Annotated in this window: 27 protein-coding genes and 1 tRNA gene; 16 read left to right on the top strand and 12 right to left on the bottom strand. The window is 54.2% G+C overall.

Translation table 11 applies throughout. The features are described 5' to 3' along the window. Positions 1–17 precede the first annotated feature (17 nt). Positions 18–563 (top strand): TetR/AcrR family transcriptional regulator, encoded by a 546-nt coding sequence (locus tag WCK51_11155; protein ID MEI7577443.1) that lies wholly within the window; start codon positions 18–20, stop codon positions 561–563. On the opposite strand, the gene WCK51_11150 is transcribed toward WCK51_11155, so the two are convergent. Continuing rightward, positions 560–1,150: a hypothetical protein gene (locus WCK51_11150; protein ID MEI7577442.1), complete on the bottom strand. Its 591-nt coding sequence runs from the start codon at positions 1,148–1,150 to the stop codon at positions 560–562. The two genes, WCK51_11155 and WCK51_11150, sit on opposite strands and share 4 nt — an antisense overlap. Before the next feature lie 76 nt (positions 1,151–1,226). Between WCK51_11150 and WCK51_11145 the strand changes: the two genes are divergently transcribed. From WCK51_11145 to WCK51_11135, 3 genes are all read left to right on the top strand, one after another. Then, a complete protein-coding gene (locus WCK51_11145; protein ID MEI7577441.1) occupies positions 1,227–2,570 on the top strand; it encodes an alpha/beta fold hydrolase in 1,344 nt (447 codons plus the stop codon). A 9-nt stretch (positions 2,571–2,579) separates the two neighbouring features. Next, the gene (locus WCK51_11140) at positions 2,580–3,104 is read left to right on the top strand and encodes a DUF1697 domain-containing protein (GenBank protein MEI7577440.1); all 525 of its coding nucleotides are present in this window, start codon (positions 2,580–2,582) and stop codon (positions 3,102–3,104) included. A gap of 213 nt (positions 3,105–3,317) precedes the next feature. Then, complete coding sequence (locus tag WCK51_11135; GenBank protein ID MEI7577439.1) at positions 3,318–4,025, top strand: SPFH domain-containing protein; 708 nt, start codon at positions 3,318–3,320, stop codon at positions 4,023–4,025. Here WCK51_11135 and WCK51_11130 read toward each other — a convergent pair. The 4 genes from WCK51_11130 to WCK51_11115 all read right to left on the bottom strand — a co-directional run bounded on the left by WCK51_11130 (position 4,009) and on the right by WCK51_11115 (position 6,767). Continuing rightward, positions 4,009–4,686: a GNAT family N-acetyltransferase gene (locus tag WCK51_11130; protein MEI7577438.1), complete on the bottom strand. Its 678-nt coding sequence runs from the start codon at positions 4,684–4,686 to the stop codon at positions 4,009–4,011. The genes WCK51_11135 and WCK51_11130 overlap by 17 nt on opposite strands. Beyond that, a complete protein-coding gene (locus WCK51_11125; GenBank protein MEI7577437.1) occupies positions 4,664–5,674 on the bottom strand; it encodes a DUF3500 domain-containing protein in 1,011 nt (336 codons plus the stop codon). Before WCK51_11125 ends, WCK51_11130 begins: the two co-directional genes overlap by 23 nt. Positions 5,675–5,989: 315 nt before the next feature. Next, entirely contained in the window at positions 5,990–6,490 is a 501-nt protein-coding gene (locus tag WCK51_11120; protein MEI7577436.1) for a DinB family protein, read from the bottom strand. Positions 6,491–6,500: 10 nt separating this feature from the next. Then, positions 6,501–6,767 carry a hypothetical protein gene (locus WCK51_11115; protein ID MEI7577435.1) on the bottom strand — a complete coding sequence of 89 codons (267 nt, stop codon included), beginning with the start codon at positions 6,765–6,767 and terminating at the stop codon, positions 6,501–6,503. A 50-nt stretch (positions 6,768–6,817) separates the two neighbouring features. Between WCK51_11115 and WCK51_11110 the strand changes: the two genes are divergently transcribed. Continuing rightward, the gene (locus WCK51_11110) at positions 6,818–7,108 is read left to right on the top strand and encodes a DUF1905 domain-containing protein (protein ID MEI7577434.1); all 291 of its coding nucleotides are present in this window, start codon (positions 6,818–6,820) and stop codon (positions 7,106–7,108) included. Positions 7,109–7,152: 44 nt separating this feature from the next. Here the strand turns inward: WCK51_11110 and WCK51_11105 are convergent, their stop codons facing one another. Further along, positions 7,153–9,186 carry a HEAT repeat domain-containing protein gene (locus tag WCK51_11105; protein ID MEI7577433.1) on the bottom strand — a complete coding sequence of 678 codons (2,034 nt, stop codon included), beginning with the start codon at positions 9,184–9,186 and terminating at the stop codon, positions 7,153–7,155. Between the two features lie 90 nt (positions 9,187–9,276). On the opposite strand from WCK51_11105, the gene WCK51_11100 reads away from it, so the two are divergent. After that, the gene (locus WCK51_11100; GenBank protein MEI7577432.1) at positions 9,277–9,843 is read left to right on the top strand and encodes a DUF1080 domain-containing protein; all 567 of its coding nucleotides are present in this window, start codon (positions 9,277–9,279) and stop codon (positions 9,841–9,843) included. A gap of 196 nt (positions 9,844–10,039) precedes the next feature. Beyond that, positions 10,040–11,485: an ankyrin repeat domain-containing protein gene (locus WCK51_11095; protein MEI7577431.1), complete on the top strand. Its 1,446-nt coding sequence runs from the start codon at positions 10,040–10,042 to the stop codon at positions 11,483–11,485. Here WCK51_11095 and WCK51_11090 read toward each other — a convergent pair. After that, on the bottom strand, positions 11,482–11,901 hold the full coding sequence (locus WCK51_11090) for a DUF1801 domain-containing protein (GenBank protein ID MEI7577430.1): 420 nt from the start codon (positions 11,899–11,901) through the stop codon (positions 11,482–11,484). The genes WCK51_11095 and WCK51_11090 overlap by 4 nt on opposite strands. Positions 11,902–11,954: 53 nt before the next feature. On the opposite strand from WCK51_11090, the gene WCK51_11085 reads away from it, so the two are divergent. The 6 genes from WCK51_11085 to WCK51_11060 all read left to right on the top strand — a co-directional run bounded on the left by WCK51_11085 (position 11,955) and on the right by WCK51_11060 (position 17,443). Further along, positions 11,955–12,551, top strand: a complete 597-nt coding sequence (locus tag WCK51_11085) for an ankyrin repeat domain-containing protein (protein MEI7577429.1) — start codon at positions 11,955–11,957, stop codon at positions 12,549–12,551. A 421-nt stretch (positions 12,552–12,972) separates the two neighbouring features. Further along, positions 12,973–14,058 (top strand): NmrA family NAD(P)-binding protein, encoded by a 1,086-nt coding sequence (locus tag WCK51_11080; protein ID MEI7577428.1) that lies wholly within the window; start codon positions 12,973–12,975, stop codon positions 14,056–14,058. Further along, on the top strand, positions 14,055–14,507 hold the full coding sequence (locus WCK51_11075; protein MEI7577427.1) for an isoprenylcysteine carboxylmethyltransferase family protein: 453 nt from the start codon (positions 14,055–14,057) through the stop codon (positions 14,505–14,507). Before WCK51_11080 ends, WCK51_11075 begins: the two co-directional genes overlap by 4 nt. A 36-nt stretch (positions 14,508–14,543) precedes the next feature. Next, positions 14,544–15,239, top strand: coding sequence for a hypothetical protein (locus tag WCK51_11070; GenBank protein ID MEI7577426.1), 696 nt, complete (start codon positions 14,544–14,546; stop codon positions 15,237–15,239). Positions 15,240–15,304: 65 nt separating this feature from the next. Continuing rightward, complete coding sequence (locus WCK51_11065) at positions 15,305–15,919, top strand: TetR/AcrR family transcriptional regulator (protein MEI7577425.1); 615 nt, start codon at positions 15,305–15,307, stop codon at positions 15,917–15,919. Positions 15,920–16,225: 306 nt separating this feature from the next. Further along, positions 16,226–17,443, top strand: a complete 1,218-nt coding sequence (locus WCK51_11060) for a Xaa-Pro peptidase family protein (protein MEI7577424.1) — start codon at positions 16,226–16,228, stop codon at positions 17,441–17,443. A 215-nt stretch (positions 17,444–17,658) separates the two neighbouring features. On the opposite strand, the gene WCK51_11055 is transcribed toward WCK51_11060, so the two are convergent. Continuing rightward, positions 17,659–18,711 carry a serine hydrolase gene (locus WCK51_11055; protein MEI7577423.1) on the bottom strand — a complete coding sequence of 351 codons (1,053 nt, stop codon included), beginning with the start codon at positions 18,709–18,711 and terminating at the stop codon, positions 17,659–17,661. Between the two features lie 308 nt (positions 18,712–19,019). Continuing rightward, positions 19,020–19,096 (bottom strand) — tRNA-Glu (locus WCK51_11050). A gap of 92 nt (positions 19,097–19,188) precedes the next feature. Here WCK51_11050 and WCK51_11045 point away from each other — a divergent pair. After that, positions 19,189–19,578 carry a hypothetical protein gene (locus tag WCK51_11045; protein ID MEI7577422.1) on the top strand — a complete coding sequence of 130 codons (390 nt, stop codon included), beginning with the start codon at positions 19,189–19,191 and terminating at the stop codon, positions 19,576–19,578. On the opposite strand, the gene WCK51_11040 is transcribed toward WCK51_11045, so the two are convergent. The 3 genes from WCK51_11040 to galE form a co-directional block, all read right to left on the bottom strand. Beyond that, entirely contained in the window at positions 19,579–21,699 is a 2,121-nt protein-coding gene (locus tag WCK51_11040; protein MEI7577421.1) for a penicillin acylase family protein, read from the bottom strand. Between the two features lie 113 nt (positions 21,700–21,812). Beyond that, entirely contained in the window at positions 21,813–23,027 is a 1,215-nt protein-coding gene (locus WCK51_11035) for a glycosyltransferase family 4 protein (GenBank protein MEI7577420.1), read from the bottom strand. Further along, a complete protein-coding gene (gene galE / locus WCK51_11030; GenBank protein ID MEI7577419.1) occupies positions 23,027–24,016 on the bottom strand; it encodes a UDP-glucose 4-epimerase GalE in 990 nt (329 codons plus the stop codon). Before galE ends, WCK51_11035 begins: the two co-directional genes overlap by 1 nt. A gap of 132 nt (positions 24,017–24,148) precedes the next feature. Between galE and guaB the strand changes: the two genes are divergently transcribed. Together guaB and WCK51_11020 are read left to right on the top strand one after the other, a co-directional pair. Next, complete coding sequence (guaB, locus tag WCK51_11025; GenBank protein ID MEI7577418.1) at positions 24,149–25,627, top strand: IMP dehydrogenase; 1,479 nt, start codon at positions 24,149–24,151, stop codon at positions 25,625–25,627. Positions 25,628–25,675: 48 nt separating this feature from the next. Further along, positions 25,676–26,308, top strand: coding sequence for a hypothetical protein (locus WCK51_11020; protein MEI7577417.1), 633 nt, complete (start codon positions 25,676–25,678; stop codon positions 26,306–26,308). The last annotated feature ends 4 nt before the right edge of the window (positions 26,309–26,312 follow it).

The following is a 26,312-nucleotide window of genomic DNA, read 5'->3' as shown; positions in this document are numbered from 1 at the left end:
ATTGTATACATGATGTGATGAAAAATACTTACCGGCACGGAGATTTGGCGAACGCTCTCGTTTTGGATGCCCTGGTATTGCTAGAAGAAAAGTCAGCCGAGGAGCTGAGCTTGCGTGATCTTGCCGAGCGGGCAGGCGTCAGCCCACGTGCGCCTTACGTGCACTTTCCCAGTAAGCAGCACCTGCTAAAAGCTATCGCGGCAAAGGGCTTTGAGGATCTGACAGCCCGATCCATCCGAGCTGGATTCGATATTGAAGCATTAGGAAACGCTTACGTTGACTTTGCGATCGAGAAGCCCCACCTATTTCGGCTCATGTTCGGTGGCGTGTATCTCACTCTAGAAGAATGTACGGATATGGATCACTCGTTTACCCACGTATTGGCGGCCATTCATCATCACCATCCAGAGATGAGCGACGATGAAGTGAGACTTTCTGGTCTCGGGCTCTGGGCTTTCGTCCATGGACTTGCTGACCTTACGATCGAGCGATTGATTACACCAGTGCCGTTGTCAGCTCTGAGGAACATACTAGCAAGAGTGCTTGCCGACGCTCGCGCTTAGACCGGCGCATCCTTCAAGATCATCTCCACCCATTTAGCCTTGTCCTCCGGCGGGTCGGTGACGAGGTTTCGGGCGTGGCGGAGCCACTCGATTCGGGCTTTCGTCTCCATCAGAGATGAAAGCGTCGCCACAGTTGAGAAGTAGTGACCATCGGCGGCATTAAGGCGCATGGTCGATTGAACAAACTCCATTCTTGCTTCTAGGCCTCTGATCGAGTCGTCGATGAAGGCTATGCGGGCTTCGGCGTCCACGACATTAAGAAAATAGAACCGTAGACGAATCAGGTCGGCGGAGTGCGCGATATCCTGCGCAGAGATCGGAGGCGTGACCCATTCGCGAAGAGCTTCGATCCCTTTGGCGGTGATGCGAATATGCGGTTCGCCAGACTCCTGCGGAACATGCTCGAAGTACCCTCCGCTTACCAATCGCTTTGTGACCGAATACGCGGTTCCCGCTCGCGATTTGTAATATGTCGACCCGGACATCGACATCATTTTCATCAGTTGGTATGTCGAACCTGGTCCGTTTTCGTGGGAGAGGCCGAGCAACATCAGCTCGATGGTTGAGAGTTTTCGCGACTTTCGCATTTTTCAAAGTTTCTTTACGCAATTAGTAAACCCAAGAAACTCCCGGGCGCGTGTATAGTGTATTACGGATTGTAATATGGTTGTTGTCTCGACTCTCGTTCTCGCCACTCTTCTTCAAGCCGATGCATTGCCTCGCCGAGGCGCGCTTGGCCTCGCCAGCGGGCCCGTTCCTAAGGAGCAGGCCGCCAGTCTGAAGCTTGAGGAGGGAACAGGCCTCACGGTTATTGAGGTTGTTCCCGGCCTCACGGCAGATAAAGCCAAACTGATGAAAGGCGATATCATCGCAAAGATCAACGGCAAATCAGTGGCCCCGCAGACGCTTGGCGAGATGGCGCGAAATCTCCCAAGCACACAGGTTGTCAATTTTGAAATCCGACGTGGGGACAAAACGATCACCTTACGAACCGATATGGTTGAGAAGCCAAGAGACCCCGGCACAGACCTCTATACCGTGAACTATTCGCACATCGTAAGCAACGGCAAGCGAATGCGCACCATCATCACGACCCCGAAGAAGCCAGGCAAGTACCCCGCCTTCTTCTTCATCCAAGGTTTCTCACCAAACTCCTACGATTTCACACTCTCGACTTCGACTGGGGACGTGAAGACGATCGATGGCCCTTTGCTTCATCAGTTTGCCTCAGAGGGATTTGTGACCTTTCGAGTCGAGAAACCAGGCGTCGGCGATAGCGAAGGCGGCCCGTTTGCCGACATGGACTACACGACCGAACTTGATATCTATCGTCAAACTCTGAAGCAAATCAAGGAGCATGGCGGCGTTGACAAGGACAATATCTTCATCTTTGGGCACTCGATGGGTGGGGCTTTTGGGCCAATGATTGCGGCCGAGAGCCCAGTGAAAGGTATCGCAACTTACGGTACAGCGGCGCGGACGTGGTTCGAATATCTACTCGATATCATTCGCTACCAAGGAGTCCTGGCTGGTCAAACCCTGCCGGCAGCCGATGATGAAATGCGCATCGCCGCGCAAGTCTTTGCTCAAGTCATCATTGAGCGAAAGAGTCCAGCTGCGCTTAAAAAATCTCATCCTCAACTCGCGCCCTACGCAGATGCCTATTTTCCGGGAGGACTCTTCAACCAAAAGACGTTGGAGTTTTGGCGCCAGTTGAACGACATAAACTTCCCCAAGCAGTGGGTGAATGCGAACTGCCGTGTTCTCTCAGTCCGAGGCGTGAGCGACTACGTCACCTATGACGCTGATCACAAGGTTATTGCTGATGCTGTAAATGCCGTTCATCCAGGTTGGGGCAAGTTTGAACTTTGTCCAGATTCGGATCACTTGTTCCACGATTGGGCGACTGAGAAAGACTCTATGAAGGGTTGGACAAAAGGGAAGTTCAGCATGAACTTCAGCAACATGATGATGAAGTGGATTCGCGACGTGATTGCCGAGAAGTAATCTCTTCTGGTGTCCAGGGTTGTTTTGCTTCTTCGAGGGATCAATGTCGGCGGCGTCAAAGTTCCGATGGCGGAGCTGAAGGCATGCCTTGAAGAAGCCGGGTTCCGGGATGTTGAAACGGTGTTTAATACCGGCAACGTAGTTTGTACACCTCCGGCGGGGGATCAGGTCGAACTGAGTGAAGTTTCTCTATCGGCTCGCTTTGGATACTCTGCGAAAGTGCTAAGCCTTTCTCCGGATGAGTTGCGGAGGTGTGCCACTGAGTTTCCCTGGCAGGACGTGCCGGAAACGAGCCACCGGTATGTTGTGTTCGGAGATTCTGACGAGCTCCTCGACGAGCTTGTCGAGGTCGGTCAACCTTCGCCCACCGAGCGCCTTGCAAGAGGTCCGAAATGCCTCTACTGGGTCGTTCCGAAAGGGGATACGCTTGGCACTGACCTCTCGAAGCTGTTCGCAAAACCACGTTATAAGAAGTCAACGACGACACGGAATATGAACACGGTGGAAAAGCTGGTTGAACTCTGCAAGTCGTGATACAATCAGATCGGTCATTTCAAGCGGACTAAGCTGGGGACAGAAGCGTACGCGGAAACTCTCAATCAGCACGGCTTGCCGTGGACCATTCGACTGTGGATCGAACTTGAAACGGGAAGGAGGCAACCCGCAAGGGTAGGACTGTAAAGGTTATGCGGGTGCAAAACCCCCACCTCACCGCTCTGCCTCCACTCCCGGGAAAGAGATTTGTCAATGTTTACGAGTAAGCACACTGTTTACGAAGGGAATAAGGGGTTGTACTTTTATAAGGGCAAGCTCGAACGACTCCTGTCGCCTGGGCAGCACGTCTTTTTGGGATCGGGGCACGAGGTCTTTGATGTGTCGATTCAGCCGAAGTATGAGATTGTGGGTGGTCAGGACGTTTCGTCGTCGGACGGTGGAAATTTCCGGGTGACAGTTGGGGTGGTTTGCCAGTTGGTTGATCCACTCTTGGCATATCAGCAGGGGATTCTGAGCCTAATGTTCGGGAGTTTGAGCGTGCTGAATGTCGCCCACGTGCCTACGCAGCTTGGGATTCGAGAGTGGGTGACGTCGAAGACCTTTGCTGAGGCCTATGAAAACCGGGCGACGTTGCATACAGATATTGCTGAGGGTATTCGGGAAAAGCTGGCTGGCGTTGGCTTCGATCTCATCGAGACTTACTTGATCGACATGACTCCGACCGGCGGGCTGAAGTCGGCCATGGCAGACCTGCTCAAAGCTGATCTCGAAGGGCAGGTGGCTCTGGCTCGAGCTCGGCATGAGGCGGCGACAATGCGAAGTTTGCTCAATACTTCCCGACTCGTGCGAGAGAATCCTAAGTTGCTTGAACTACGCATTCTGTCTACCGGGCAAAAGCCCCGCGTGACGTTCATGGTAGATTCCACGAACTCTCATGAAGTGGCTAGCTCGGAAGAGTAGTTCGCACCAAGACCTTGACGGGCAGAAGTGCCCTTGGTTCGAAGCCGAGCTTCTTGTACATCTGTTGGGCCGGATTGTCGGACTCGGTATGGAGAAACGGGGTATTGCCTCTGGATATGATTCTTTGAAGCATGAAGTTGGTGACCTTCTGCCCCAAGCCCTTGCCACGGTGGTCGAGGTGAGTGCAGATCGCGCTCACTTCTTCGTACCCAGGAAGCTTCATTCGGATTCCCGCCATGGCAATCAGGTCTTCCCCTTCGAAGATTCCGCAGTACTCGCCGAGCCGTGCTGTCTCCGCACGGAAGTAGCTCGGATACACAAGTGATGTCAGCTTTAGCATTGCAGGAACGTCAGATGTGGTCAGTAATTGAATCGAAGGTGATTCGGAAACCGATTGAGTTGCTCCCATTGTCATCTGGATGACATCGAACGTCTTGATGACCCTCCAACCACCTTGATCAACTGGCGATTCTCCTACAAGAACGGCCTGCTCACCAGGTTCAAACAACGGCAACAGGTCAGCCTCTCCACCTGGGGCGAGGCCACCGAAAGGTGCAACTTGAGAAGGGAATCGCCGGGCAAGCCTTTTTCCAGCCGCGACTGAGGCGTGCCCCGTGAGGAGCGCATTGTACATCGGATTATCGAGAATGTGTGTGCCCATGCGAATGTTCAAGATGTTCGGTTAACGAATCACCTCCGAAGTCCTCTTTGAAGTCTCGCCAAACCGCATGGATATGATTTGCATCGTTCTGAGTGTTGTCGTACTCGACCACGAAGCCATCGCCCTGAACTCGGTAATAGTGCTTCTCCCCTGGCTTTGTTGAACCCATCCAGACAAATCGAAGTCCTTTGTCCTTCAATGCCTTGTTCACCCTGCGATCTCGCTCCTTCGGAACTTGGATCTCGGAGTGAGCAAGCAAAAGCGACCTGATTAGCTTGTGCTGCTCTTTTGTGAATTCGCTTGCAGCGGTTCCGCCTTTATGGTCAATCCTTGCTCGAATCGAGTTCATCGTTAAGATGTCTGCGGGCGCCTCCGCGGAAATGATCGCCTGACTTCGCTGTTGAGGAGAGAGTGAGTTAAGGAGCGCGTAGCCAAGATCCTGCTCTTTGTGCAGAATCTTTGTTCCAGCTTTGGCGCCGTTGCGTACTTCGCCAGGATTTGAACCTAGAAACTGAGGCGTGCTGGAAACCGTAATCCCCCTATCGAACGCAAAAGTCAACGAAGTGTGATGCCCCTCGTAGCGCCATCCCCACTTCTCCGAGGAGGAAGGTTCTCCATAGATCGCAAACCAATACTTCTCCGGATCGCGGTTCATATTGTTGTTTTCGATCTGCCTGAGAACCAATTCTAACTGCCTAATCCCATCAACTTTGACAATTCCTTCGTTACTCAGTGCGGATGCCAGAAGGCGTTCGGCTGCCTTCCGCTGCTCAGGACTCATTTCTGCCCAAGAGATTCCTTTTCGAGTCAACGGAACATATGCCCATTGAAACCTTTGCTCAGAGGAAAAGGGAACCAGAACCGCCTGCCGTTGCACATCGGTCAATGTTCCAAGAAAGGTTTTGGCGGCAGCCACCGCTGGCGCTTCAGGGCGCACGGCCATAGCCGCCATCCCCAAGGAGAGAACCACCAAATTGAATCGCTTCATAGCTCAGTTTAGACCTATCAGTTGTCTAATAGATTTATACTTGGATTAGATGTTGATATTGGGGAAAGTAAGTTGGCTTTTCTATATCGTTGGAACTGCCCTTGTGTTTGGCAGTTGGATCAACGCGGTATCCGCTCAGACTGGTTGGATCGGGTGGATTATTGGAATGATAGGTTGGGGTCTTGGACTGGTACATCAAAAAACGAAGTCTGAAGGCGTGTCTGAGCTACAGCGATTGGCTCAGCTCCACCAAGATGGCCAACTGACTGACGAAGAGTTTTCCGTTGCGAAAAGAAAGATAATTGGATAGCCAGATCATTCCCAGCTTTCCGTTCTCCACCGACCCCAAACGTTAGGCTCTTCCCACTCTTCTGGTGGCTCCTGTCCATGGAGTCGTAGGGCTAAGAAGATGAGTCCTACGTGCCAACCCTCATGCCAGACCATATGTTGCATTAGCAAGATCGCATTGTCGTAGGTGACATTCTCGCCTGCCAGAGGCTCGCCGGTCGCTAGGCCCTTCTCAACAACATCACGGATAACACGGGAACTTTGGCTCAGGGCAGACCGAACTGTTTCAAGAGTCGCCGTTATCTCGCCCGCGTCATCGACCCCGAATCGTTCGGACTCCGGCAGGTCAGGTGCGACTTGCGAAACGAAGAATGTGCGCGTGTTATGACAATGGGCTAAGTGCCGATCGATTGACCAGCCGTCTTCGGATGGCTTGAAGTAGCGGTTTTCTTCGTTCACCAGCGAGGCGACCGAATCCAAAATCGAGCACTGTCGATCCCAGGAGTCGAGGAGCATTTGGGCGATCATTGCGCCGATTCTACTTCTTCGAACGACGCAATAGGTAGCGCAACGCATCGCTTACACTGGCAAAGCGAAAAGTGCTGTCGACGTAGTGTTCGATGACATAGAACAAATAGTAGTACCACCGGCAGGCAGCCCAGATGGCGATGCAGATGAGAGCCAGGTTTTGCCATCTGAACTCTGGCACGAGCAATCCGGCCACCGCGATTGCGGCTAAGAGCAGGAACAACCAGCCTTTGACGTGGATCATCCGGGCCGATTTGATGTCTCCAAGGTGCTTCATTGTCAGTTGCATTGTAATGGAAAGCGATAAACTACGGGGCAGTAAACGAGATGGAGTTCGAATTTGAATCCGTTCTAATCGAGTGGCGTGGCCCGGCTCCGTTTGTCTTTGCACCGATTCCGGAGGAGGAATCGAAAGCGATCAAGGCTCTAGCAAAGCGGGCGTCGTACGGGTGGGGTTGCATCCCAGTTTTGGCCCGGATCGGGGAGACGGAGTTCACGACTTCGATCATGCCGAAGGATGGCCGGTTCTTGGTTCCGGTGAAGGCTGCTGTTCAGAAAGCTGAGTCGATTGCGGTTGGCGATAGGGTGCGAGCTAGGGTGCAGATCGAGTTTCGTTAAGGCAGCATTCTACGCGGCATACCCCTGTGAGTAACTCAGGTTAGTTAGAGATTGTTTCGCCTCTTGATTGCTTCGATGGCGGATGTGGCTTCTTTCACAAGCTGATCATCATCGGAAAGAAGTAGTTTTTGAAGCGCCGAGAGCGCGGCCGGATCTCCAATGTTCCCCAGAGCTTCGATCGCTTCCGAGTTATCGGGCCATTTGGCGTCGAGAAGTTGAATCAAGAGCGGAACGGCGCAGCGATCCCCGATCTTGCCGAGAGCTTGTATGGAGAAAAGCCTGCCTTCAAAGGGAGGGCGGCTGGCGACTTCGATCAAAGCGGCGAGGGCATGCTTATCACCGATTTTGCCTAGAGATTCTGCGGCAGATGAGGCTACATAGTCACCTTTATGCGATAACAGTTGCACCAGTCGCGGCACGGCTGCTCGCAGCTTTAGCTCACCCGCGGCTTCAGCGGCGTACCAAAGGACGTCGGATGCAGAATTATTGAGATAGCTCAGAATGATGGGCTCGGCTCGAGGGTCGCCGGAGGCCCCAAGGGCTGAGATCGCAGACAGCCTAACCATTGGATACTTCAGAAAGCTAAGAATCGTTTCAAAGGCTCGTGGGTCGCGAGTCTTTCCAAGTGCCAAAGCCAGATGCCACGCCTCACTTCCCTGGCTGTTTGCGGCCAGCGCGATCAGACTTGGGACAGAGGGCGGACCAATTCGCCCAAGTGCTTCGAAAGCACTTGCGTAAAGCTCCGGTTCTTTGACAGCCCGGAGGAGGATTGGAATTGCGGCGGCCGACCGTAATTTTCCGAGAAGCTCTATTGCAGCCACCTTCGAATCTTCGTCACCTGTCTCGGCAATTCTGATTAGCTTTTGCTCAGCGGGAGCGGCGCGGCTTGGATCCAGATACTCGATTGCCCAACGCTGCACTTTAGGAACGTCCAGAAGCAAAGTCAACTGTCTGGCCGCACGTTCGGGGTCCAACTTTGTAAGGACGAACATCGCTTGGTTCCCAATGAAGCGAGAATTTTCTCGAGCCAATGGCTCTACTAGATCGAAATCTGCTGAGCCACCTACGTAACCGATGCTCTTTACGGCTGCCCCTCGTGCTAAAAGATGGGTATCCATGATCATCCTTCTAAGCAAGATGATGTTGCCAGGATCGTGGTTTGATGCCATTGCCTCAGCAGCAGCAACTCGGATGTTTGCGTCCGGATCGTTGGTGGCCCTCTGAATGACCGGGATGCACCTCGGGTCTGGTGTTTGGCAGAAGAAGTGAATGGCGTTCGCGCGAACTCTCGGCTTGGGGTGTTTTTCTGCAGCGATCAGAAGTTCGGGGATGGCACGGGCCTTCATTTTTCGGAGTGCCCAGAGGCCGGGCGTGCCTGAATAGCTGTTGATGCCTTCATCCATTCGATTGATCAGAATTCCGACTACGCGTGGGTCGTCGAACTTAACGAGTGCATACATGGCTTCGGAAACAAGAAAGTGGCTGGAGGTTTTAATCAGCTCTACCAGGCCCTCCATTGCGGCCGGATCTTTCGACTTCGAGAGCACGCGTACGGCGGCTATTTTTGCGGCGTAGGCAAGCTTATCCTTCTTCTCATCGAACCTGAGAAGTTTGACGAGAGGACCAATGGCGATCTGACCAAGATTGATGACAGGTTGGACTTCGGCGGGATCTGACCAAGCTTCGCCATGTTGGCCAAATTCTCGGTTCCTGACGAGATACGTCATGGTCCAGATTGATTCTTCGCTCACTGTTGGATTTGAGTCTCGTGCGCTTTTCGCTAGCGCGGCGAGGGCCGCTGCTCGAAAGGTCGGGATACCATCTTTGGGATTGTCTCGAATCTCACATCCTTCGGTATCAAGGATTCTGATCGCGCGGGCAACCAGAGCCCTGGTTTGAGGGTTCTTATCGTTGAGGGCACGGATGAATTCAGGCGTCATGGCCCGATACGACTTAACTGACTTCTTGAGCGAAGCCTCCCAAGATTTGGATTTCAGGAGTGTGCTTACATCGTTTGCTGCCACTGCAGTGGCGGCAACTGCGATTGCAATGAGGGCTGCGCTGAATCGAAGATCCATTGATTCCATAGTAACACGAACTGCTTTTTTGGAAAGTGTTTTTCATGCCCGGAGGTTCTTGTCGAGCCGATTGTAAGCCAAACTGAGCCTATGATCACAGCAACTCTTGTTCTCCTAGGCTCGACCAAGATCTTCGACGGCAAATCTCTCAAGGGTTGGGAGGTCGTCGGTGGCGGAACTTGGACAGTCGAGAGAGGAGTGCTGAAGGGCGAATGCACCAAATCGGATGACCAGGGAATCTTGCTCTACGAAAAGCCAGTGAAGGACTTCACCGCCCGCCTCCAGTTCCGGATCTCGGGCGGAAACAGCGGCTTCTACTTTCGAGCCGAGCGCATCAACGAGCAACCGCTCGTGAAAGGAATGCAAGCCGAGATCGACGCCATCGAGGATGTCGCCGGAATCTGGGAGACCGCTGGCCGAGGCTGGGTGTTCAAGCCAGATGCCGCGTTGCATGCGACGGCTAAGTTTAAGCCAGGCGAATGGTCAAAGCTGGACGTTAGCGCAATCGGCACCCACTACACCGTGAAGCTCAACGGCAAAATTATCACCGACATCGAAGACCCCAAAGGTCGCCTCGAAGGTCGAGTCGCGTTGCAACTACACGGTGGAATGGATATGAAAGTCGAGTTTAGAGATGTTTGGCTGGAACATCGATGACTCTACACCTTTGAGCTGCTCTATGGGCCGTGCACGAAACTAGCGAGCAACTAGTTGTGATAGAATTCAAGAGGCGCAAGGAGCGCCTCCGGGTCCGCGGGAAGGACTGAGTCCATCTGAAGTAGTTCGTCGATTGTTACGCCGACCTATGTTGTTGCTTGTTCGCGGACCACAAGCCACACAACACAGGTTATCGATGTCAGAAAAACTCCCTGAAAATGCCGATGTTCGGCAACTTCGCACCCGTGCGAAAGAACTCCTCCGCACCCTTCCTGCTGGCTCCAAGCTGGCGGACGCCCAGCTCAGTATCGCTCGTCAATACGGCTTTGACAGTTGGCCGAAGCTTATTGCCGAAGTCGAAACTCCAGTCCTGCTTGACCAGTTTCGCCGAGCGATTGATGAAGGCGATGCTGCCGGTTTGGAGCGATTGCTTGCCAACAAGCCCGCACTGAGAAAGAGGGTCAACGACCCCATGTTTGCATTCGACGCTCAGCCGATCATCCAGGCCGTGCGGCACCGTGAAGCGGCTCGGCTCTTGCCGATCCTAGTGCGCCACGGTGCTGACCCGAACGCGAGAACCATGTGGTGGGCGGGCGGTTTTAGTGCTTTGGATTTCGCTCGCGGTTCTACAGTCGATGTCTTGCTGGGCGTGGGCGCCCGGTTCGATGTTTGGTCAGCCTCGGTTCAGGGTCGGCTCGATGTTCTTCGCGAATTGCTAGACGCCGATCCTGCGAGCGTCAACGCCCCAGGCGGCGACGGCCAGCGGCCGCTGCACGTTGCGGCGAACGCCGAAATCGCAGCATTACTGATCAAGCGAGGCGCTGATCTGGAGATTCGGGATACCGACCACGAGAGCACGCCGATCCAGTATCATATCAACAACCTGCCTGTAGTGCGTGAGCTGCTGCGACACGGAGCAACGCCAGATGTCTTTACGGCGGTAGTGCTCGACGATGTCGAACTCATGCGTTCTATTTTGGAAACGGACCCGAAATCAGCTTCGGTCCACGTGGGTGAAGCTCCGTTTGTGACTACAAAATCAAACGGCGGCCACATCTACGCCTACCAACTCGGTCCTACAAAGACCCCCCTCCAAGTCGCCATCGAGCGCGGAAGCCAAGCGGTCGCGGCGGAACTGCAACGCGGAGCGCGTGCCGTTGACCGGCTGATCGCGGCGGCCTGGGCAGAGGACGAATCATTGGTCGAGAAAATCTTGGCGGAAGAACCTGCCATCGAAATCGGAGCTTCTGCTCGGATGATCACGGAAGCTCCGCAAGCCGGAAAGGCAGAGACGGTGCGGCTCTTGCTAAGGGCGGGCTTCGACCCAACCACCCCCGGTATGGACTCGGGCTCGGCGCTTCATGTGGCGTGCTGGTTCGGCTACGTTGAAGTCGTGAGAATGCTAGTCGACAAAGTCCCGCTCGATCTTCGAGATGCCCACCACGGAAGCCCCCCGCTCGGCTGGGCCTGTCACGGCGCCCAGTGGTGCCGTAATCCCAAAGGAGATTACGTCGCTGTCGTGAGGGAACTTATCGGGGCCGGTGCAGATTCATCGTCGACGGCAAATTCCGGCGGAACTTCGATGATTGAACAGGCAGGGAAGCGCACCGACGTCATCGCGGTTCTCAAGCAGTATCTTTAGGTACTCAAAGTGTCCTGAATCAGAGCCTTGAGGACATCCAGTTCGATGTCCTTAAGGCTTTTGAACTTGATGCAATAGCCAGTGACCTTCGCTTTTCCAATCGTTTCAGAGTAGGTTCTGGCAAGATAAGCCTTGTCTTCGAGACCCATGATGTAAACCGAAATCCCGCTCGTGTTCGCGCTCATTCCGACCCGGTAGAACTCCCGCGAGGAACCGTCTTTGTAGTTGATTTGGCACGATCCGTAGCCGATATTCGGGTTCGTAACCGTTTTGCCAGAGTCGTCTCGACCGTCGAGGTACCGAAGCTGACACGAAGGGAACTCTTCAAGGATCAACCGATGCAGAGCTTCCATGTCCCGCCGCTTCCCCTGACTTTGGCTCGCAAAAAGCTCCCGAATCTGCTCTTCAACACCCATCCTAGTTCCAGATTATGGCGGCGTTTCTTGACCGAGCGCGTCATACTCCGGGTATGGATAACACCTATTCGCGTCGTACATTCGCTCGTTTGGTCAGCGGAACTGCTGTCTCCGCCTTCGCTGGTTTAGGGCTTGGGCGGGACGAAACTAAAAGTCAGGGACCAACGGAAGTGCCCTTTACGCGGGACTATCCAGCACCTGGGTTTCGGCCCGGTTGGAAGAAGCCCCAGCTGAACCGAACGATGCTCGAAGACTTTGTGATTTACGCTCACTCAGACATTGAGATGACGAAGAAGCTGCTGGACCGTGAGCCCATGCTGATCAATGGATTCATGGACTGGGGTGCAGGCGACTGGGAATCGGCACTTGGAGGTGCATCCCACATGGGACGACACGACATTGTGAGCCTTCTACTAGAACGCGGTGCCCGCATTGACATCTTTTGCGCGACCATGATGGGGCAGTTGGATGCTGTCAAGGCCTTTTTGACACTGCAGCCAAAGCTCATTGATTCGCGCGGCCCGCACGGATTTACGCTCCATTTCCATGCCCAACTCGCCGGAAAGGAGGCAGACACAATGCTCTCATACTTGCAGTCGATCAAGAAGCTCGAGATGAAGCCCAATCCGTTTGTGAAGGGTGGCGGCTAGATCTCTAGCCGATGGTTAGCGAAATGACGGCGGAGTGAGGGATCAGCCCCTCCCGTTCGGGTGCGCCGAATGGGAATTGAAGCCGAGATGTTCGATGGGTCCAAAACCGTTCACTCGTGCACGCCCAAACTCGCGACCAAATCTCTCACTCCGTTCTTAAAAACTCCACCTGCAATGAGAGTGAGCACCCTGCCTAAAAAGCCGTGGTAGGCGGTTCCGAACCTGGTTGGCGGTTGCCACCAGAGGAGCATTTGCGGAATGAGGGTAGCGAGGAAAGCACTGTATACATTCGCCATGATTGAGGTGAGGAGAGGGCGCAACGGTCAGTCAAGTTCAAGTTTGGGATCAAAATCCCAGATGAAAAATAAACAATATTGATCCAAAACTGAACAATGTTCAGAAAATGGCGTATAGTCAATATATGAGATCAAATCAATCTCTACCAACGATTCTCGTCACTGGCGCCACCGGCAAAACCGGAGGCAGCGTCACTTCGGCCCTTCTGCGCGAAGGATATCCCGTTCGAGCCGTTATTCGGAGAGAGGATATGAGGAGTGAACAACTTCGATCTAAAGGTGCAGAAACAGTCCTCGTCAACGTTTTCGATACCCACAGCTGGGTCTCAGCCATGAGGGGTGTGAAAAGGGCTTACTTCGTGCCGTTTTTCGACCCCTTCATGATTCAAAGTGCTACGGCCTTTTCTGTTGCGGCTCGAGAGGCGAGGCTTGAAGCGATCGTTCAACTGAGCCAGTGGATCGCGAGTCCTCGACATCCCTCGCTTCACACCCGCCAGCTTTGGCAGACTGAGCAGCTTTTCAGCGCGATCCCAGGTGTTGCCCACACGATCCTCAATCCCGGCTACTTCGCTGACAACATTCTGCGGTTGATGGACTTCGCCACAGTTCTTGGAATCTATCCGAACCTTACTGCCGAAAGCTTGAGCGCTCCAATCTCGAACGAAGACATCGCTCGGGCGGCGGTGGCTCTATTGAAAGATCCCGATGCATACGCCGGGAAAAGTTATCGACCGACTGGACCTGAGTTGGTCAATGGAGCGGAAATTGCCAGAACATTGGCGTCGGTTCTTGGCAAGCGGGTCGCATCGGTTCCGATGCCAATGTGGATGATGCTCCGGGCGGCGAAAATTCAGAAAGTCAATCCGTTTGAACTCGACGGATTCCGCTTTTATGTGCAAGACCATCTACAGGGCGCATTTGAAGTCGAAGGCGTGAATTCGGTGCTCGAAGACCTTACTGGGAAGCCTGCCGAGCCTTTCAGCAAGACTGTGGAACGATACTCGGCAAATCCCCGTAATCAGCGGAACGCCGCCAACTGGTGGAGAGTCTTTGTCCAATTCAACCTCGTGCCATTCGTGCCCGGATATGATTTTGATCGCATTGCAACATCGCAAGGATTTCCTCGACAGAGTCATTCTGAGTTCACGCTCGAGTCGGAAACCTGGCGCATGTCGCACCTCAATATCCAAGGGACAGGGGGCATCGCATGAAAGTTCTTGAGAACAAGATTCCCCCACCAATCGTGATGTCAATCATAGGGGCGGCGATGGTCTCAACCTCATTCTTTGCACAGAACACTCCTCATCCGGCGCAAATTGGGATTGGGTCAGCAATAATCTTTGCTGGCTTCTCACTCGCGGGACTCGGAGTAAGGGAGTTTCGCAAGTCGAAGACAACCATCAATCCCGTCATGGTTGATAGCGCCGTGGTACTTGTGACCAGCGGAGTCTTTCGTCGAACCCGCAACCCAATGTATTTAGGTTTCGCCGTGATGCTTGTTGGCTTGGCAATAGCATTAAGAAATCCGTTGGCATTCGTCGGCCCGCTCGCTTTCTTCCTGTACATTAACAAGTTCCAGATCGGACCCGAAGAGCGAGCCATGGAACGACGATTTGGAGCCGCTTACAAAGAGTACAAACAAACGGTGCGTCGATGGTAACTCATTCTTGGTCTCAATTAGCTGCTGGGGTGTCTCATGTCGAATGACCCACTTGCCATTGGATATCTAATTCTGAGCCTAACTGTCGCGGGAATCTCAGGATGGATTCTCTACAGAAATGTTGAGGGCCGGAGCAAAGGTGTTGCTGTCACGGCCTTCATGGGTTGGGTTTTCTTTGCGGGAATGCTGGGCTATACGGGGATTCTGGCCTGTAAGACCCCTCCGGGACCGGTGTTCGTCGGAGTTCCGGCTCTCTTGATCGTCTTCTTTGGGATTGTCCGAAACCCCAACAGCGCCGCCTTTGCCGCCAGAGTTGCGCTTCCAGTTCTGACAGGTTTTCAGGCGTATCGCGTTTTCGTAGAACTTGGTTTTCATGAACTCGCGAATAGAAAGATGGTTCCTCAGCTCATGACCTTTAGAGGTCTCAACTTTGACATCCTAATTGGAGTTTCCGCTCCGGTGGTCGCACTCGTCGCCTGGAAGAAGCCCAATCTCAAACCGCTCTATCGAGGCTGGAACATCATTGGACTGCTCTCGGTGATCAATGCGATCATGATCGGCGTCCTCAGTTTCTTAGGACGGACGCACGGTGTACCCGGCGGAGATGTGCCGAATACTGCAATCGGAATCTTTCCATTCAGCTTCGTACCCGGGCTATTGGCGCCTCTAGCGATAGTCCTCCACGTTTTGTCGCTTAAGGCACTTTCTGTAAAGGAGATCCAAAAGCAATGAACGACATGATTCTGAAGCTGACACAAGAAGTGAACTGTGTTCATAAAATGAGTAATAATAAGCAAGTGATCTCCAAATCCGTGGCTCGGCGAGAACGCGAAAAAGAAAAGTTGCGAAAGACGATTTTGAGTGCCGCCCGTGAAATCTTGGTCACGGATGGTTATGAAGCGATCTCACTTCGAACGATTGCCGACATGATCGAGTATTCGCCAGGGGCTCTGTACCTCCACTTCAAGGATAAAGACGCGATCCTGCAGGCCCTGATTGAGGAGGGCTTCGACGAGCTCGCGATTCGTCTTCGAAACGTTATGGATCCAGGTTCGCTGGAAGGCTTGATCCAAAAGGGTCTGAACTATATTCAGTTTGCGGTAGACAACCCACGTCTGTATGAAGTCATGTTCTTGGCACGTTCCCCAGAGGACCAGGAGCACATGAGGGCCATCGCTGACGCACCGCCAGACTGCTTTTTGTCTTTGGTTGAGGCAGTTCAGGCTGGTCAAAGGCAGGGAACTCTCAATTGCGCCCTGCCAGAGCCCATCCTGGCATACGCCATCTGGGCTCAGGTTCATGGGATGGCTTCAATCGCCATCGCCCGACAGTTCTTCTGGATTCCCCAGGATCAAATTGAGATCCTTTTTCGAGAGTCGGTTAAGGCAACAGTTGTTGGACTAAAGGTCTGAAGGGGTGACGGGATTTAGGTCGCATGGCAGATCTATGAATACCTGCGCAAAACAGTGCTCGCGACCCTGCTCAAGTACATACCTTCCGCATCTGGGGATAGGAGATTTGCCGCGGGCTCGCGACTAGTTCGGATCCTTTCCGGTAGGACGGAATCTCGAGGTTGAAAAGTCGTGGTACGCCGATACTTGCGCGCTTACATCTTCCCTCACTCACGGTGGCTCCCCGAAAACCGCATGTATAATCGGGGCACCTATGTCCAGTTCTCAATCCAGACCAATTCGCAGCCCGCGCCAAGGAGCCATCCGTTGAGCGCGCTTACGCGAGAGAAACTTGCGCAAGCGGCCACTTTGGTCCGAGAATCAGGCGCGCATGTCTGGTTAACCTTTGTGCGGGAGACGGGCGAAGGGTCGGATCCGGCGCTACCCTTCATCTGCGAAACCGGACTGGTCTGGATTTCGGCATTGCTCGTAGGTCGTGACGGACGGAAGGTCGCAGTGGTCGGCAACTACGATGCAGATCCCCTCAAGCACTCTGGAGATTGGGATGAAGTGATTCCATATGTGCAAGGAATTCGTGCGCCTCTGCTTGAGACATTGGAGTCGTGGATTCCTAAAGGCGAGCAACCTCGCATTGCCGTCAACTTCAGTGAGGACGATGACAAGGCCGATGGTCTAACGCACGGTCTCTTCCGCCTTTTGACCTCTCACCTCGAGGGAACTCGATTCGCAGGGTCGCTCGAATCAGCCCATCCGATCGTTTCACGTTTGCGAGGTCTTAAGACGAGCGAAGAAATCCGCCGTCTTCGCGAGGCAATTACCGCCACCGACGGCATTTTCGCGACTGTGCCAGGACGCCTACATCTTGACCTGGACGAACGCACGCTCTATAGGATGATTCAAGCCGATATTGATGCGAATCGGTGGGGCTACGGCTGGTCACGCTCCGGCAATCCGATCGTCAATTTTGGTCCTGATTCGATGATTGGGCATGGTGTGCCTTCCGCCGAAGTCCGCCTTCGACCCGGCCACCTGGTACACATCGACCTCGGAGTTATCGTGGATGGCTATTCTTCGGATATCCAGCGCTGCTGGTACGTTGCCGAACCGGGCGAGTCCACGCTTCCTGCCGACCTTGAAGCAGCTCTCGCAGCGGTAACCGGTGCGATCCAAGCGGGTGCGAACCGGTTGAGGCCGGGGGTGAAGGGTTACGAAGTGGATGCTGCCGCCCGATCCTTTTTGATCAGTACGGGCTACCCTGAGTACATGCACGCACTCGGGCACCAAGTGGGGAGAGTTGCTCACGATGGAGGAAGCCTCCTCGGCCCACGATGGGAGCGTTACGGCCGGTTACCGGATGAGCCAATCGAGGAAGGACAGGTGTACACGCTTGAACTTGGCGTGACGGTTCCGGGACGCGGCTACCTGGGGCTCGAAGAGATGGTCCGAGTCGGTGAGAGCGGCATCGAGTGGCTCAGCACTCCTCAACGATCGATCCCTGTGCTTACGCTAAACGAGTCTCGCTAGCGCGGTCGAGTGGGTGTTTGGTACTCCGAACGGGATTTGAACCGGCGATGTTAGCCGGGGATTTCGCTCCACTCGACGAGGTGAACTTCTCATGGCTCCTTGATACCAATAAAGAGTGACCTACCCTCGGTAGATCAACTTTTTTGGTACACCGAATCGTACAAATTGCGACCTTCTGAACTTAGCGCATGCAGCGGAGTCGAGGCCCAAGTCGTCTAGACTTTGCGCTTCGACGCACCTGGGCTAAGGAATGCGTCAGGTGAAGAATGAAACGATAACGAACCGGTGGCGTTCCTCGTTCTAACGCCAAAGAAATCATATGCCGCCTTTGCCAAGTCCGCGATAGTCTGCTCGGCGGCAGTCAATGAGTCTGGAGGCACGCTGTGCACAAAGCAGGCGATGGCTAGGCGTTTACCATTGGGCAAGTCGATAATGCCCACATCGTTGACCACGCATGATTGTGAGAAGATGAGGGTGCCGCTCTTAACTGCCGCACGGTTGGTGGTTTGAGCCAGTTTTGCTCGGATTCTCGACGAGCCGCGCGCCTGTCTCATAAGCCCGAGCGCTAGCGCTGCAGAGTCGGGCTTGACTATCTTTGCTTCCTCCAGGTCGCAAAGAATTCTAACCATATCTACGGGTGTTATCGAATCTTCTTGCGACTCGATAAACTGGACTAAGGCCTTAGCTTCACTCTTCTGATCGATTTGGATCGCAGCGTTGTACTTAGCGAACGTGAAACTTGAGTCATGAACAGCACCTGATTTCCGAACTGCCGCCAAGAGGCCTTGCAGCATGGAATGATCGAGGCGGTAGCTTGAGTAACCCAGGCTGCGCATGGTTTGCGTAACTTCTCTCGGTCCGCCGACCTCTCTCAACAAGAGGTCAGTCGCTGTGTTGTCGCTAATGGTCATCATCAGACGAGCCAGGTTTCTCAAATCTAGGCTTACACCCGGAGGGTCCAATAGGAGAGCGAGATCGCTTCCGGGCCTTAGATCGGAAGGATGAAGTTCTACCAGGTTGGAGGGTTTCAACTTCCCAGCTTCCACTTTTCGCAAATAAGTAATCAAGATGCCGACCTTTGAAGTACTGGCCATCGGCATCGGGCGTTCCCCTTCGAATGTAGCCAACGTATCGGGTTTGCCCACAACCATACAGGCAACTCTTGGCTTTCCTGGCGCTCGGCTGCAAATCTTGAGAAATTCTTCACTCAGGCTGTCATTGACTTGGATGCCAATTGCGATCGTCGAAAACGCTAACAGAGTGAACATGGACGCATTTTGGAATACGGAGGTGACGGTATGCCCGGTTCCGACAATCCCCTCCAATTCCAAAATCTGAGCCGATTGCAAGAGGCTGGCCAACTCACACTCTCGCAGAGCATAGATGCGGACAGCTCTGGAACCGGGAAGGGCACGACGACGAGTTGCACTTCAGCCAGGACTACAAGCAGCAGTTCGACGAAGCTCCGATATGCGATGAGGCAAGGCGGGGTGAATTCGTCGCCGCCGACTAGCTCTTGGCTGGCCCAGATCGCTAATCCCGTTCGAACTGACTCAGAAATTGAACCTAAAAAGCGTGGTACTCCGAACGGGATTCGAACCCGCGATCTTCGCCGTGAGAGGGCGATGTCCTGAACCGCTAGACGACCGGAGCACAGGAAGGAAAGAGTATACCCGGCACTGTTTTGGGTTGGGAGTAGGCCGGTTGGGGTTGTGGTTTCGGATTCAAGGGAATATGATGGGGTCATGAAAGCAGCCCTGCCTCTTTTGCTCGTCGTGTCTTCTGTCCTCATCGGAACCGTGGTCCAAGCCCAGATTCGGGTTCCTGGAGGTGTGAGGAATATCGCAGGAGATTGGCACACGTTCAAGAACAACACCTCTGTTTTTCGATACGACGCAAAGACCGGTCGTACCGAACAACTGGGATTCGGCTCCGCAACCAATGCCGTCAAGTTCAAATGGGATTTGGTGACCGAGGACAAGAGTCTTGCGCCTGGTTCCGGGCCATTTGAGGTCATCGAAGGCAACAACAAAGATGCCATGGCAGTTCGAATCGATCGATCCACGGGCCAGACCTGGATCATGTACGGCATCAATGGAGGCGTGTCCAGATGGGAGGCGGTTCGCGTCCAGTAACTACTTTAGGATCATCGACTTAAAACCAAACCTCCGGGCTAAATCTGCTTGATCTGCGGAATGTGCTCCAGTCGTTGAGACGCCCGGGGTGACGACGTTCATCCCAGATTTGCCGACTTCGACGAGTTGGATATACGTTCCGCGATTGCGCCAAGGGATCGGCTTGGTTTCGGGCGGAACCGGGATGTTGGCGGGCGTGAAGATGTTATCGCCAGTCGCAGACACGGCCTTTTCGAGGGCGCTTTGAATGACTTGTCTAGCAGTTCGGCCCTGCAAGTAGTCAAACTTGGTCTCACCGCGTAACGCCCGCAGCATCACATCCGGCTGAGCAACCAGGGCAAAATTTTCGGCGGAGCCGAGATTTCCCGTCACGTTAAGGAAGAGTTCTTCACGGAGCATTGAGATGAACTTGGAGTACACAAGCCCCATCTTCGGATCGTCTCGGTAAGAGCCGTTCCACTTGTCAAGCATCGTGCCCTTGAGCATTGAGGCAAACGCGGGGAACGTTTCGGCGCAGGTCGCCATTCCGGCAACCGCCTTCTGCAATGAATCGGGCGAGAGCTTATTCGCTTCGAGCTGAGAGAGCAGCAGACGATTTCGGAACGCCTCGCCCCATGCAGGGGTGTCCAGATTGGGCCACCACGCCGCCGGCTTGTTGTTCCAATTCGCCAAGTAGCCTCGCTTCGGGTTCCACGAGTGCGGCATCTGATCAAACGGAATCATCCCATCCCACTCCGCTCGCCGAATCGGCGGCAGCGGAAACCGTGGATCAAAACCGCTTGTACGCTTGGGTACGTCACCCAAGTATCGCCAGCCGATGTCGCCATTCTTGAGGGCAACGAAGCAGTTGAAGTTCATCGTTGCCCGCGCTGTAGATGCATCAAATCCCTTGCGATCCTTCACTTTCCAAAGCCCCACGACGGCTTCGTAAGACTGCAGCTCGCGGCCTTCATATGCGCGCTTGCGAGCAAAACCGACCTTCTTTGCTCCAACTTCAAACACGATTTGCCCATAGTCGGTGTCTCGCCGCTCAATCAGTTTCGGCTCAGCTCCCTTGACGGGAATCGTGAAGGCAACATTCCGGATCGCACCGTCCGACCAATTGTCTTTATCCTTCAGGTTCAAAAGGTAAATATCTTCGGTATCTGCAACCCCGGTTGTCAGTCCCCAGGCTGCGTTCGGCGTCGCTCCTACCATAACGCCAGGTACGCCTGGAACGGCCATTCCTGCGACATCAAGTTCCGGAGCGTGAAGCGAAACTTCGTGGACAATCGAGGGCACGGTGAATCCCATCTGGGGTCCGCTGAGAAGAAGCGAACCGCCAGTGGTCGATTTCTTTTTGCCGACAACGACGCAGTACGACCCGCTCTTGAACGGAGTTTTCAACGCCTCGGCTCGACGTTTGGATTCATCCAAGCTGACAACACGCACTCCAGGAAGCAACTCGAAAACGCCCAAAGCGGGAAGTGATGCCAGGTGCGTCTTGGTGATCTCGGGAGTGATCTCCGGGAAGTTTGGCTTGGTCTTCACCAAGTCGTCTTCAGCAGGGCAAGTGGGAACCGAGTTGGGATCATTTTGCCAGGCGAAATCTCCGAACACATCCGTCGCACGATCTTTGATTTTTGCCTGCGCTTCAAGGAATTTGTAGAGGGCAAGATTTCGTAGCTCACCTGCTCCTCCGCGACCGAAGGTTTGGAGGAGCTTGATCGTGATCGCCGCCGAATCGATCTCGCTCCAAGGCTCGGGTTTGAATCCGTTTCGCTCATACTCCTCAGGCAGATTTCCTTCGTTAATAAACCGATTCACTCCGCGGGCATAAGACTTAAACCACCCCTGCATCGAAGCTGGCAAGCGGACCAACTGCGCCCGCATCTCCGCTTCCGTGTAGAACTGCTTCGCTTGCTCGATGTCGGCGTTCACCGATCCCGGCCCAAGAACCTCGGCGAGGCGAGACCTTGCCCCTCGCCGACTCATTTCCATTTGCCAGAGTCGATCCTGGGCGGTGGCATATCCTTGCAACTCCATCGCCTCGGCGGTATTCGTCGCTCGAATGATTGGGACTCCGTAGTCGCCCCTGGTCAATCCGGTTTGCAATGTGAGCGCGATCAGCGAGGTGAGCATGGTACTTGCATTTTAGCCCGAGCCCTTGGTGCGGACCCCGTTTTGTCGTGCAAAAGCCTCGGCGAGTTGCGGAGCCGGACATCGTGCTCAGGTGAATCATGTTGATTCATCCGTCAATCCTTCAGTATCTCGTCGTAGATTTCCAGCAGTCTTTTGCAGTGGTTTTCTGCCGTTGGAGGCTTTGCCCAGAATCGCTCGTAGGCGGCTTTGCTCATGCGGTCAACGGTCTCATCGTCGAGCATCCTCGCCATCTTTTCCGCAAGATCAGCCTCGTTTTGATGCTTGAAACCAAGACCCGTGACCCCGTCCTCGATCTCATAGAGCGTCGAAGTGCAATCGCTCGCGATGACCGGGATTCCTTTGCCGAGGGCTTCTAGCGGGGCGAGCGGATTGACCTCGTACCAGATCGACGTGATCGCCATCACTCGCGCCAGCTCCATCTCCTTTAGGATCTCATCACCCTTTATCCAGCCCGAGAAACTAGCCTTGGGATAGCTGAGGGCCTTCAGATCGTCCATGAGGGGCCCATCGCCGATAAAGCGAACTTCGGCATCAATCTTTGCTGCCGCCTTAATCAGAATCGCGGGATCCTTTTCTTGTGATAGCCGGCCCGAAAACACGAACCGGCGGTTCTTTGTCACGTCCACGCGAGGTGCTTCTTCAGCCTGGATCGGATAATGCATCATGTGCAACTTGGCGTTGGCTGGCAAGTACTTGCCAAACGCATCCACGCTCTTCTGACTGAAAACGCCGAAGTGCTTTACTTTGGTTGGCAAGCCAGCTCGTCCTCGCTGAACGCTCCATCGGTAAACTTCCACCCACTTGGGCAGGATGGTTCGGGTTCGGGTGCAATGCGTCATCACGCACTTGGCGGAGCCGGGTTCGAGAGTGCAAATCTCGTACGTCTGGTTATTGAAAAACTGCCCTGCCGGACAAGCGACGTGATAGTCGTGGAACGAGCAGAGCAGGTGCGCCCCTCCGTCTATTGCTGCGTTAACAAAGCTCGGTGACGCCCCAGTTTTCCAGAGGTGCGAGTGGACGATTGTCTGCTTCGGATCGCCCTGAGCGATTAAATCCCGAACCAACTTGTACATGTCATCCAAGTAGGAAAGCTCGACGAGCTTCCTCATTGTCATTGGAGTATCGGGGCGACCAAGACTGTGAAACTTGATTGTCCCGAGTCCTTCGAAGTAAGGATCAACACCCTCGAGTCCGGATACGTAGTGAACCTCGTGCCCCGCCTTTGCAAGGTGCTCCGCGCTCAAAAGCGCGCACTTAGTTGCTCCGCCCGAAATCACGGCGTTGTCATTGACAATGATGATCCTCATCAGATTCCTAATTCCTTGCGCTTCAGCTCCCAGTTGTAGGCTGTAGTCAGAATGTTCTCCAGCGAGCTATGCTCGGCTTCCCATCCAAGGACCCGCTTCGCCTTATCCGGACTGGCATACAATCCGGGAGGGTCGCCTTCTCGCCGAGGGCCAAACACGGTTGGAACCTCTCGCCCGGTCACTTTGGTCGCCGTGTCAATCACTTGGCGCACCGAGAATGGAACTCCGCTTCCGAGATTAATCTTCGTGCTTTCACCGCCGCCGATTAAGTATTTCAAGGCGGCCACATGAGCGGTTCCCAGGTCGGTGACATGAATGTAGTCACGCTGGCAAGTGCCATCAGGAGTCGGGTAGTCGGTGCCAAAGACATTGATCGCCGGGCGGATTCCCATCGCCGCCTGGAGCACCAACGGGATCAAGTGAGTTTCCGGATCGTGAACCTCGCCAACTTCACCTTCCGCATCCGCGCCGCTTGCGTTAAAGTAGCGAAGGGCCACGTAGCGCAGGGGATGCGCATTGGAGTACCAGTGGAGCATCTTTTCTCCGATGAGCTTGCTATCTCCATACGGTGAGATCGGGAGTTGGGTGTGTTCCTCATCAAGCGGAACCTGGGTCGGAACTCCGTAGGTCGCGCAGGATGAAGAAAAAATCACATTGTTAACATTCTCGTCGATGCAAACCGAGAGTAGGTTGTGCATTGCTACGACGTTGTTTTGGATGTACTTCCGAGGGTTGCTGACGGACTCTCCGACATAGGCGTTCGCCGCGAAGTGAATCAGCCCAACGGGTTGATGTTTTCGAATCGTGGCGGTAATGAAGTCTGTGTCGCCTGCATCGCCTCGCTCAAGCGGACCGAACTTGACCGCCCATTCGTGTCCCTCGCTCAGATTATCGACCACGACAGGCAAAAAGCCGGCTTGTTTGAGAGCCTTACACGTGTGGCTCCCGATATAACCCGCACCTCCGACGACCAGAACTGAATGAGACATAAGAATACGAAAACCTTACCAGGAAGAGTATCGGTTGGAAGTTGAGTCCTTAACCCGGTAGGCCTGTCAGATTAGAAGCGAAAGCGCGGCTTGCACCGCGCAGTCCATCCGTGATGGATGTCATAATCTCATATGGCTTCATTTAAGGAAGGATTGAGCTTCGACGACGTACTGCTGGTGCCCCAGCACACCGAAGTTCTCCCATCCGAAGTCGATCTCTCTACCCAGTTTCTGCCCGGAATTCGCTTGCGTGTTCCTATCGTCTCTTCGCCAATGGATACGGTGACCGACGCGCGAATGGCGATCGCGATGGCTCGCCAGGGCGGAGTTGGCGTGCTTCACCGGACGATGTCGATTGATGCCCAGTGCGCGGCAGTTGATCGAGTGAAACGCTCGGAGAGCGGAGTCATCACCAAGCCATTCAAACTTACCGCCGACGCTCTAATTCAAGATGCCGTCGACCTGATGGAACGGTATCACATCTCGGGTGTTCCGGTCGTGGACGCCGAGGGACACTTGGTTGGGATTTTGACGAACCGCGACATCCGATTTGAGACGGACTACAACCAAAAGATTTCTTCAAGGATGACAAGCAAAGACTTGGTCACCACAACGGTGGGCACCTCCTTGGACGAAGCCCAAAAGATTCTCGCCGAGCACCGCATCGAAAAGCTCCCCATCGTGGACGCCGAAGGAATCCTCAAGGGTCTCATCACGATCAAGGACATCCTCAAAGTTCAGCAACACCCGCTGTCGACTAAAGACGACAAAGGTCGATTGATCGTTGGAGCCGCCATCGGCGCACTGCGCGAGCCTTATGAGCGGGCAAAGGCGCTTCACGATGCTGGGGTCGATTTTGTTGTCATTGATGCTGCCCATGGTCACAGCAAAGGCGTGATGAGTTGCCTCAAAATGCTCAAGGAGAAGCTTCCAGATCTGAAAGTGATCGCGGGAAGCGTCGCGACTCCGCAAGGGGTCAAAGCTTTGGCTGAGCTTGGCGCAGACGGGCTTCGGGTGGGAATTGGGGCCGGTTCTATCTGTACCACACGTGTCGTCGCGGGAATCGGCGTTCCTCAGTTTACAGCAGTTCTTGAGTGCGCCGACGAGGCGAATAATCTGGGAGTCCCGACCATTGCTGACGGTGGAATTCGGTCATCGGGTGACATCGTCAAGTGTCTCGCGGCTGGTGCAAGCTGCGTGATGATGGGCAATATGTTCGCCGGTTGTGAAGAGAGCCCGGGCGAGGTTGAGATCTTCCGAAACCGGGCGTACAAAGTGTATCGAGGCATGGGGTCGGTCGGCGCGATGAAGTCGGGTTCGAGCGATCGTTACATGCAGATCAAGGATTCTGGCGCCGTCATCGTACCGGAAGGCGTTGAAGGTCGGGTTCCGTTCAAGGGTCCGCTTAAAGACACAATGGCTCAGCTCATCGGCGGACTTCGATCGGGAATGGGATACGTTGGAGCGGAGAATCTGTTACAACTGAGAGAGAACGCCGAGTTCCAGAAAATCACCAACGCCGCCCTCCGCGAGAGCCACCCTCACGATGTTCAGATCACGAAGGAACCGCCCAACTACAGCAGCCCCTTCGGCGGAAACGACGGAGACTAATCGGGGCGGATGTAGGTTTCTACTCCACCCAGGGTTCGCCGCTGCGAAATGAAGAACTTCTTCAAAGCCGAAGTCAATGGGAGGCCCCTCACGTGGAAGGACGGCTGTGCGCTCTTTGGACTCGCGTTCATTCTCCTTGTCATGGCTGGTGTACTGCTTCCTACTGGTCAGCCAAAGCACATTGCCAAACGAGCCGCCTGCCTCTCCAATCTCAAGCAGTTCGGTAATGCGGTCCAATTGTATGCAGCAGACAACTCCGAATCCGCACCGCCCTATCTGACCACGAGCCTAGCCGTCGAAGGCCAGACGTTTTTTGCTGATGCTGTGAGTCCTTACATCAAATCTGAAAACGTTTGGCATTGTCCCGAGACGCCTCGGTCACTCAGAGGGAATGTCTATATGGGGATCGAAGGTTCAGGGAAGATGAGCTATGTCCATCCGATCGAATACGCCCGATTCGTCCGAAAAGTCGATTCTTTCAAGCTCACCGCAATTCCGGACCCCGCAAATCTCCCCTATCTTCGCGATCCGATCCGAGCCATCGAAGAAAACGAGGGAACCCTCCTTATCAAGAGTGGACACGGACTCAAGTTCAACCTGCTATTCGTTGACGGACACGTGAGGGTCGTCCAAATGAACCGAGATGGACTCAGCTTCCCGAAGCAGACTTCATCAGAGTAAGAAC

This window comes from Armatimonadota bacterium, from assembly GCA_037138755.1.
GTDB lineage: Bacteria > Armatimonadota > Fimbriimonadia > Fimbriimonadales > Fimbriimonadaceae > Fimbriimonas.
This window is presented reverse-complemented; position numbering and strand designations above follow the sequence as displayed.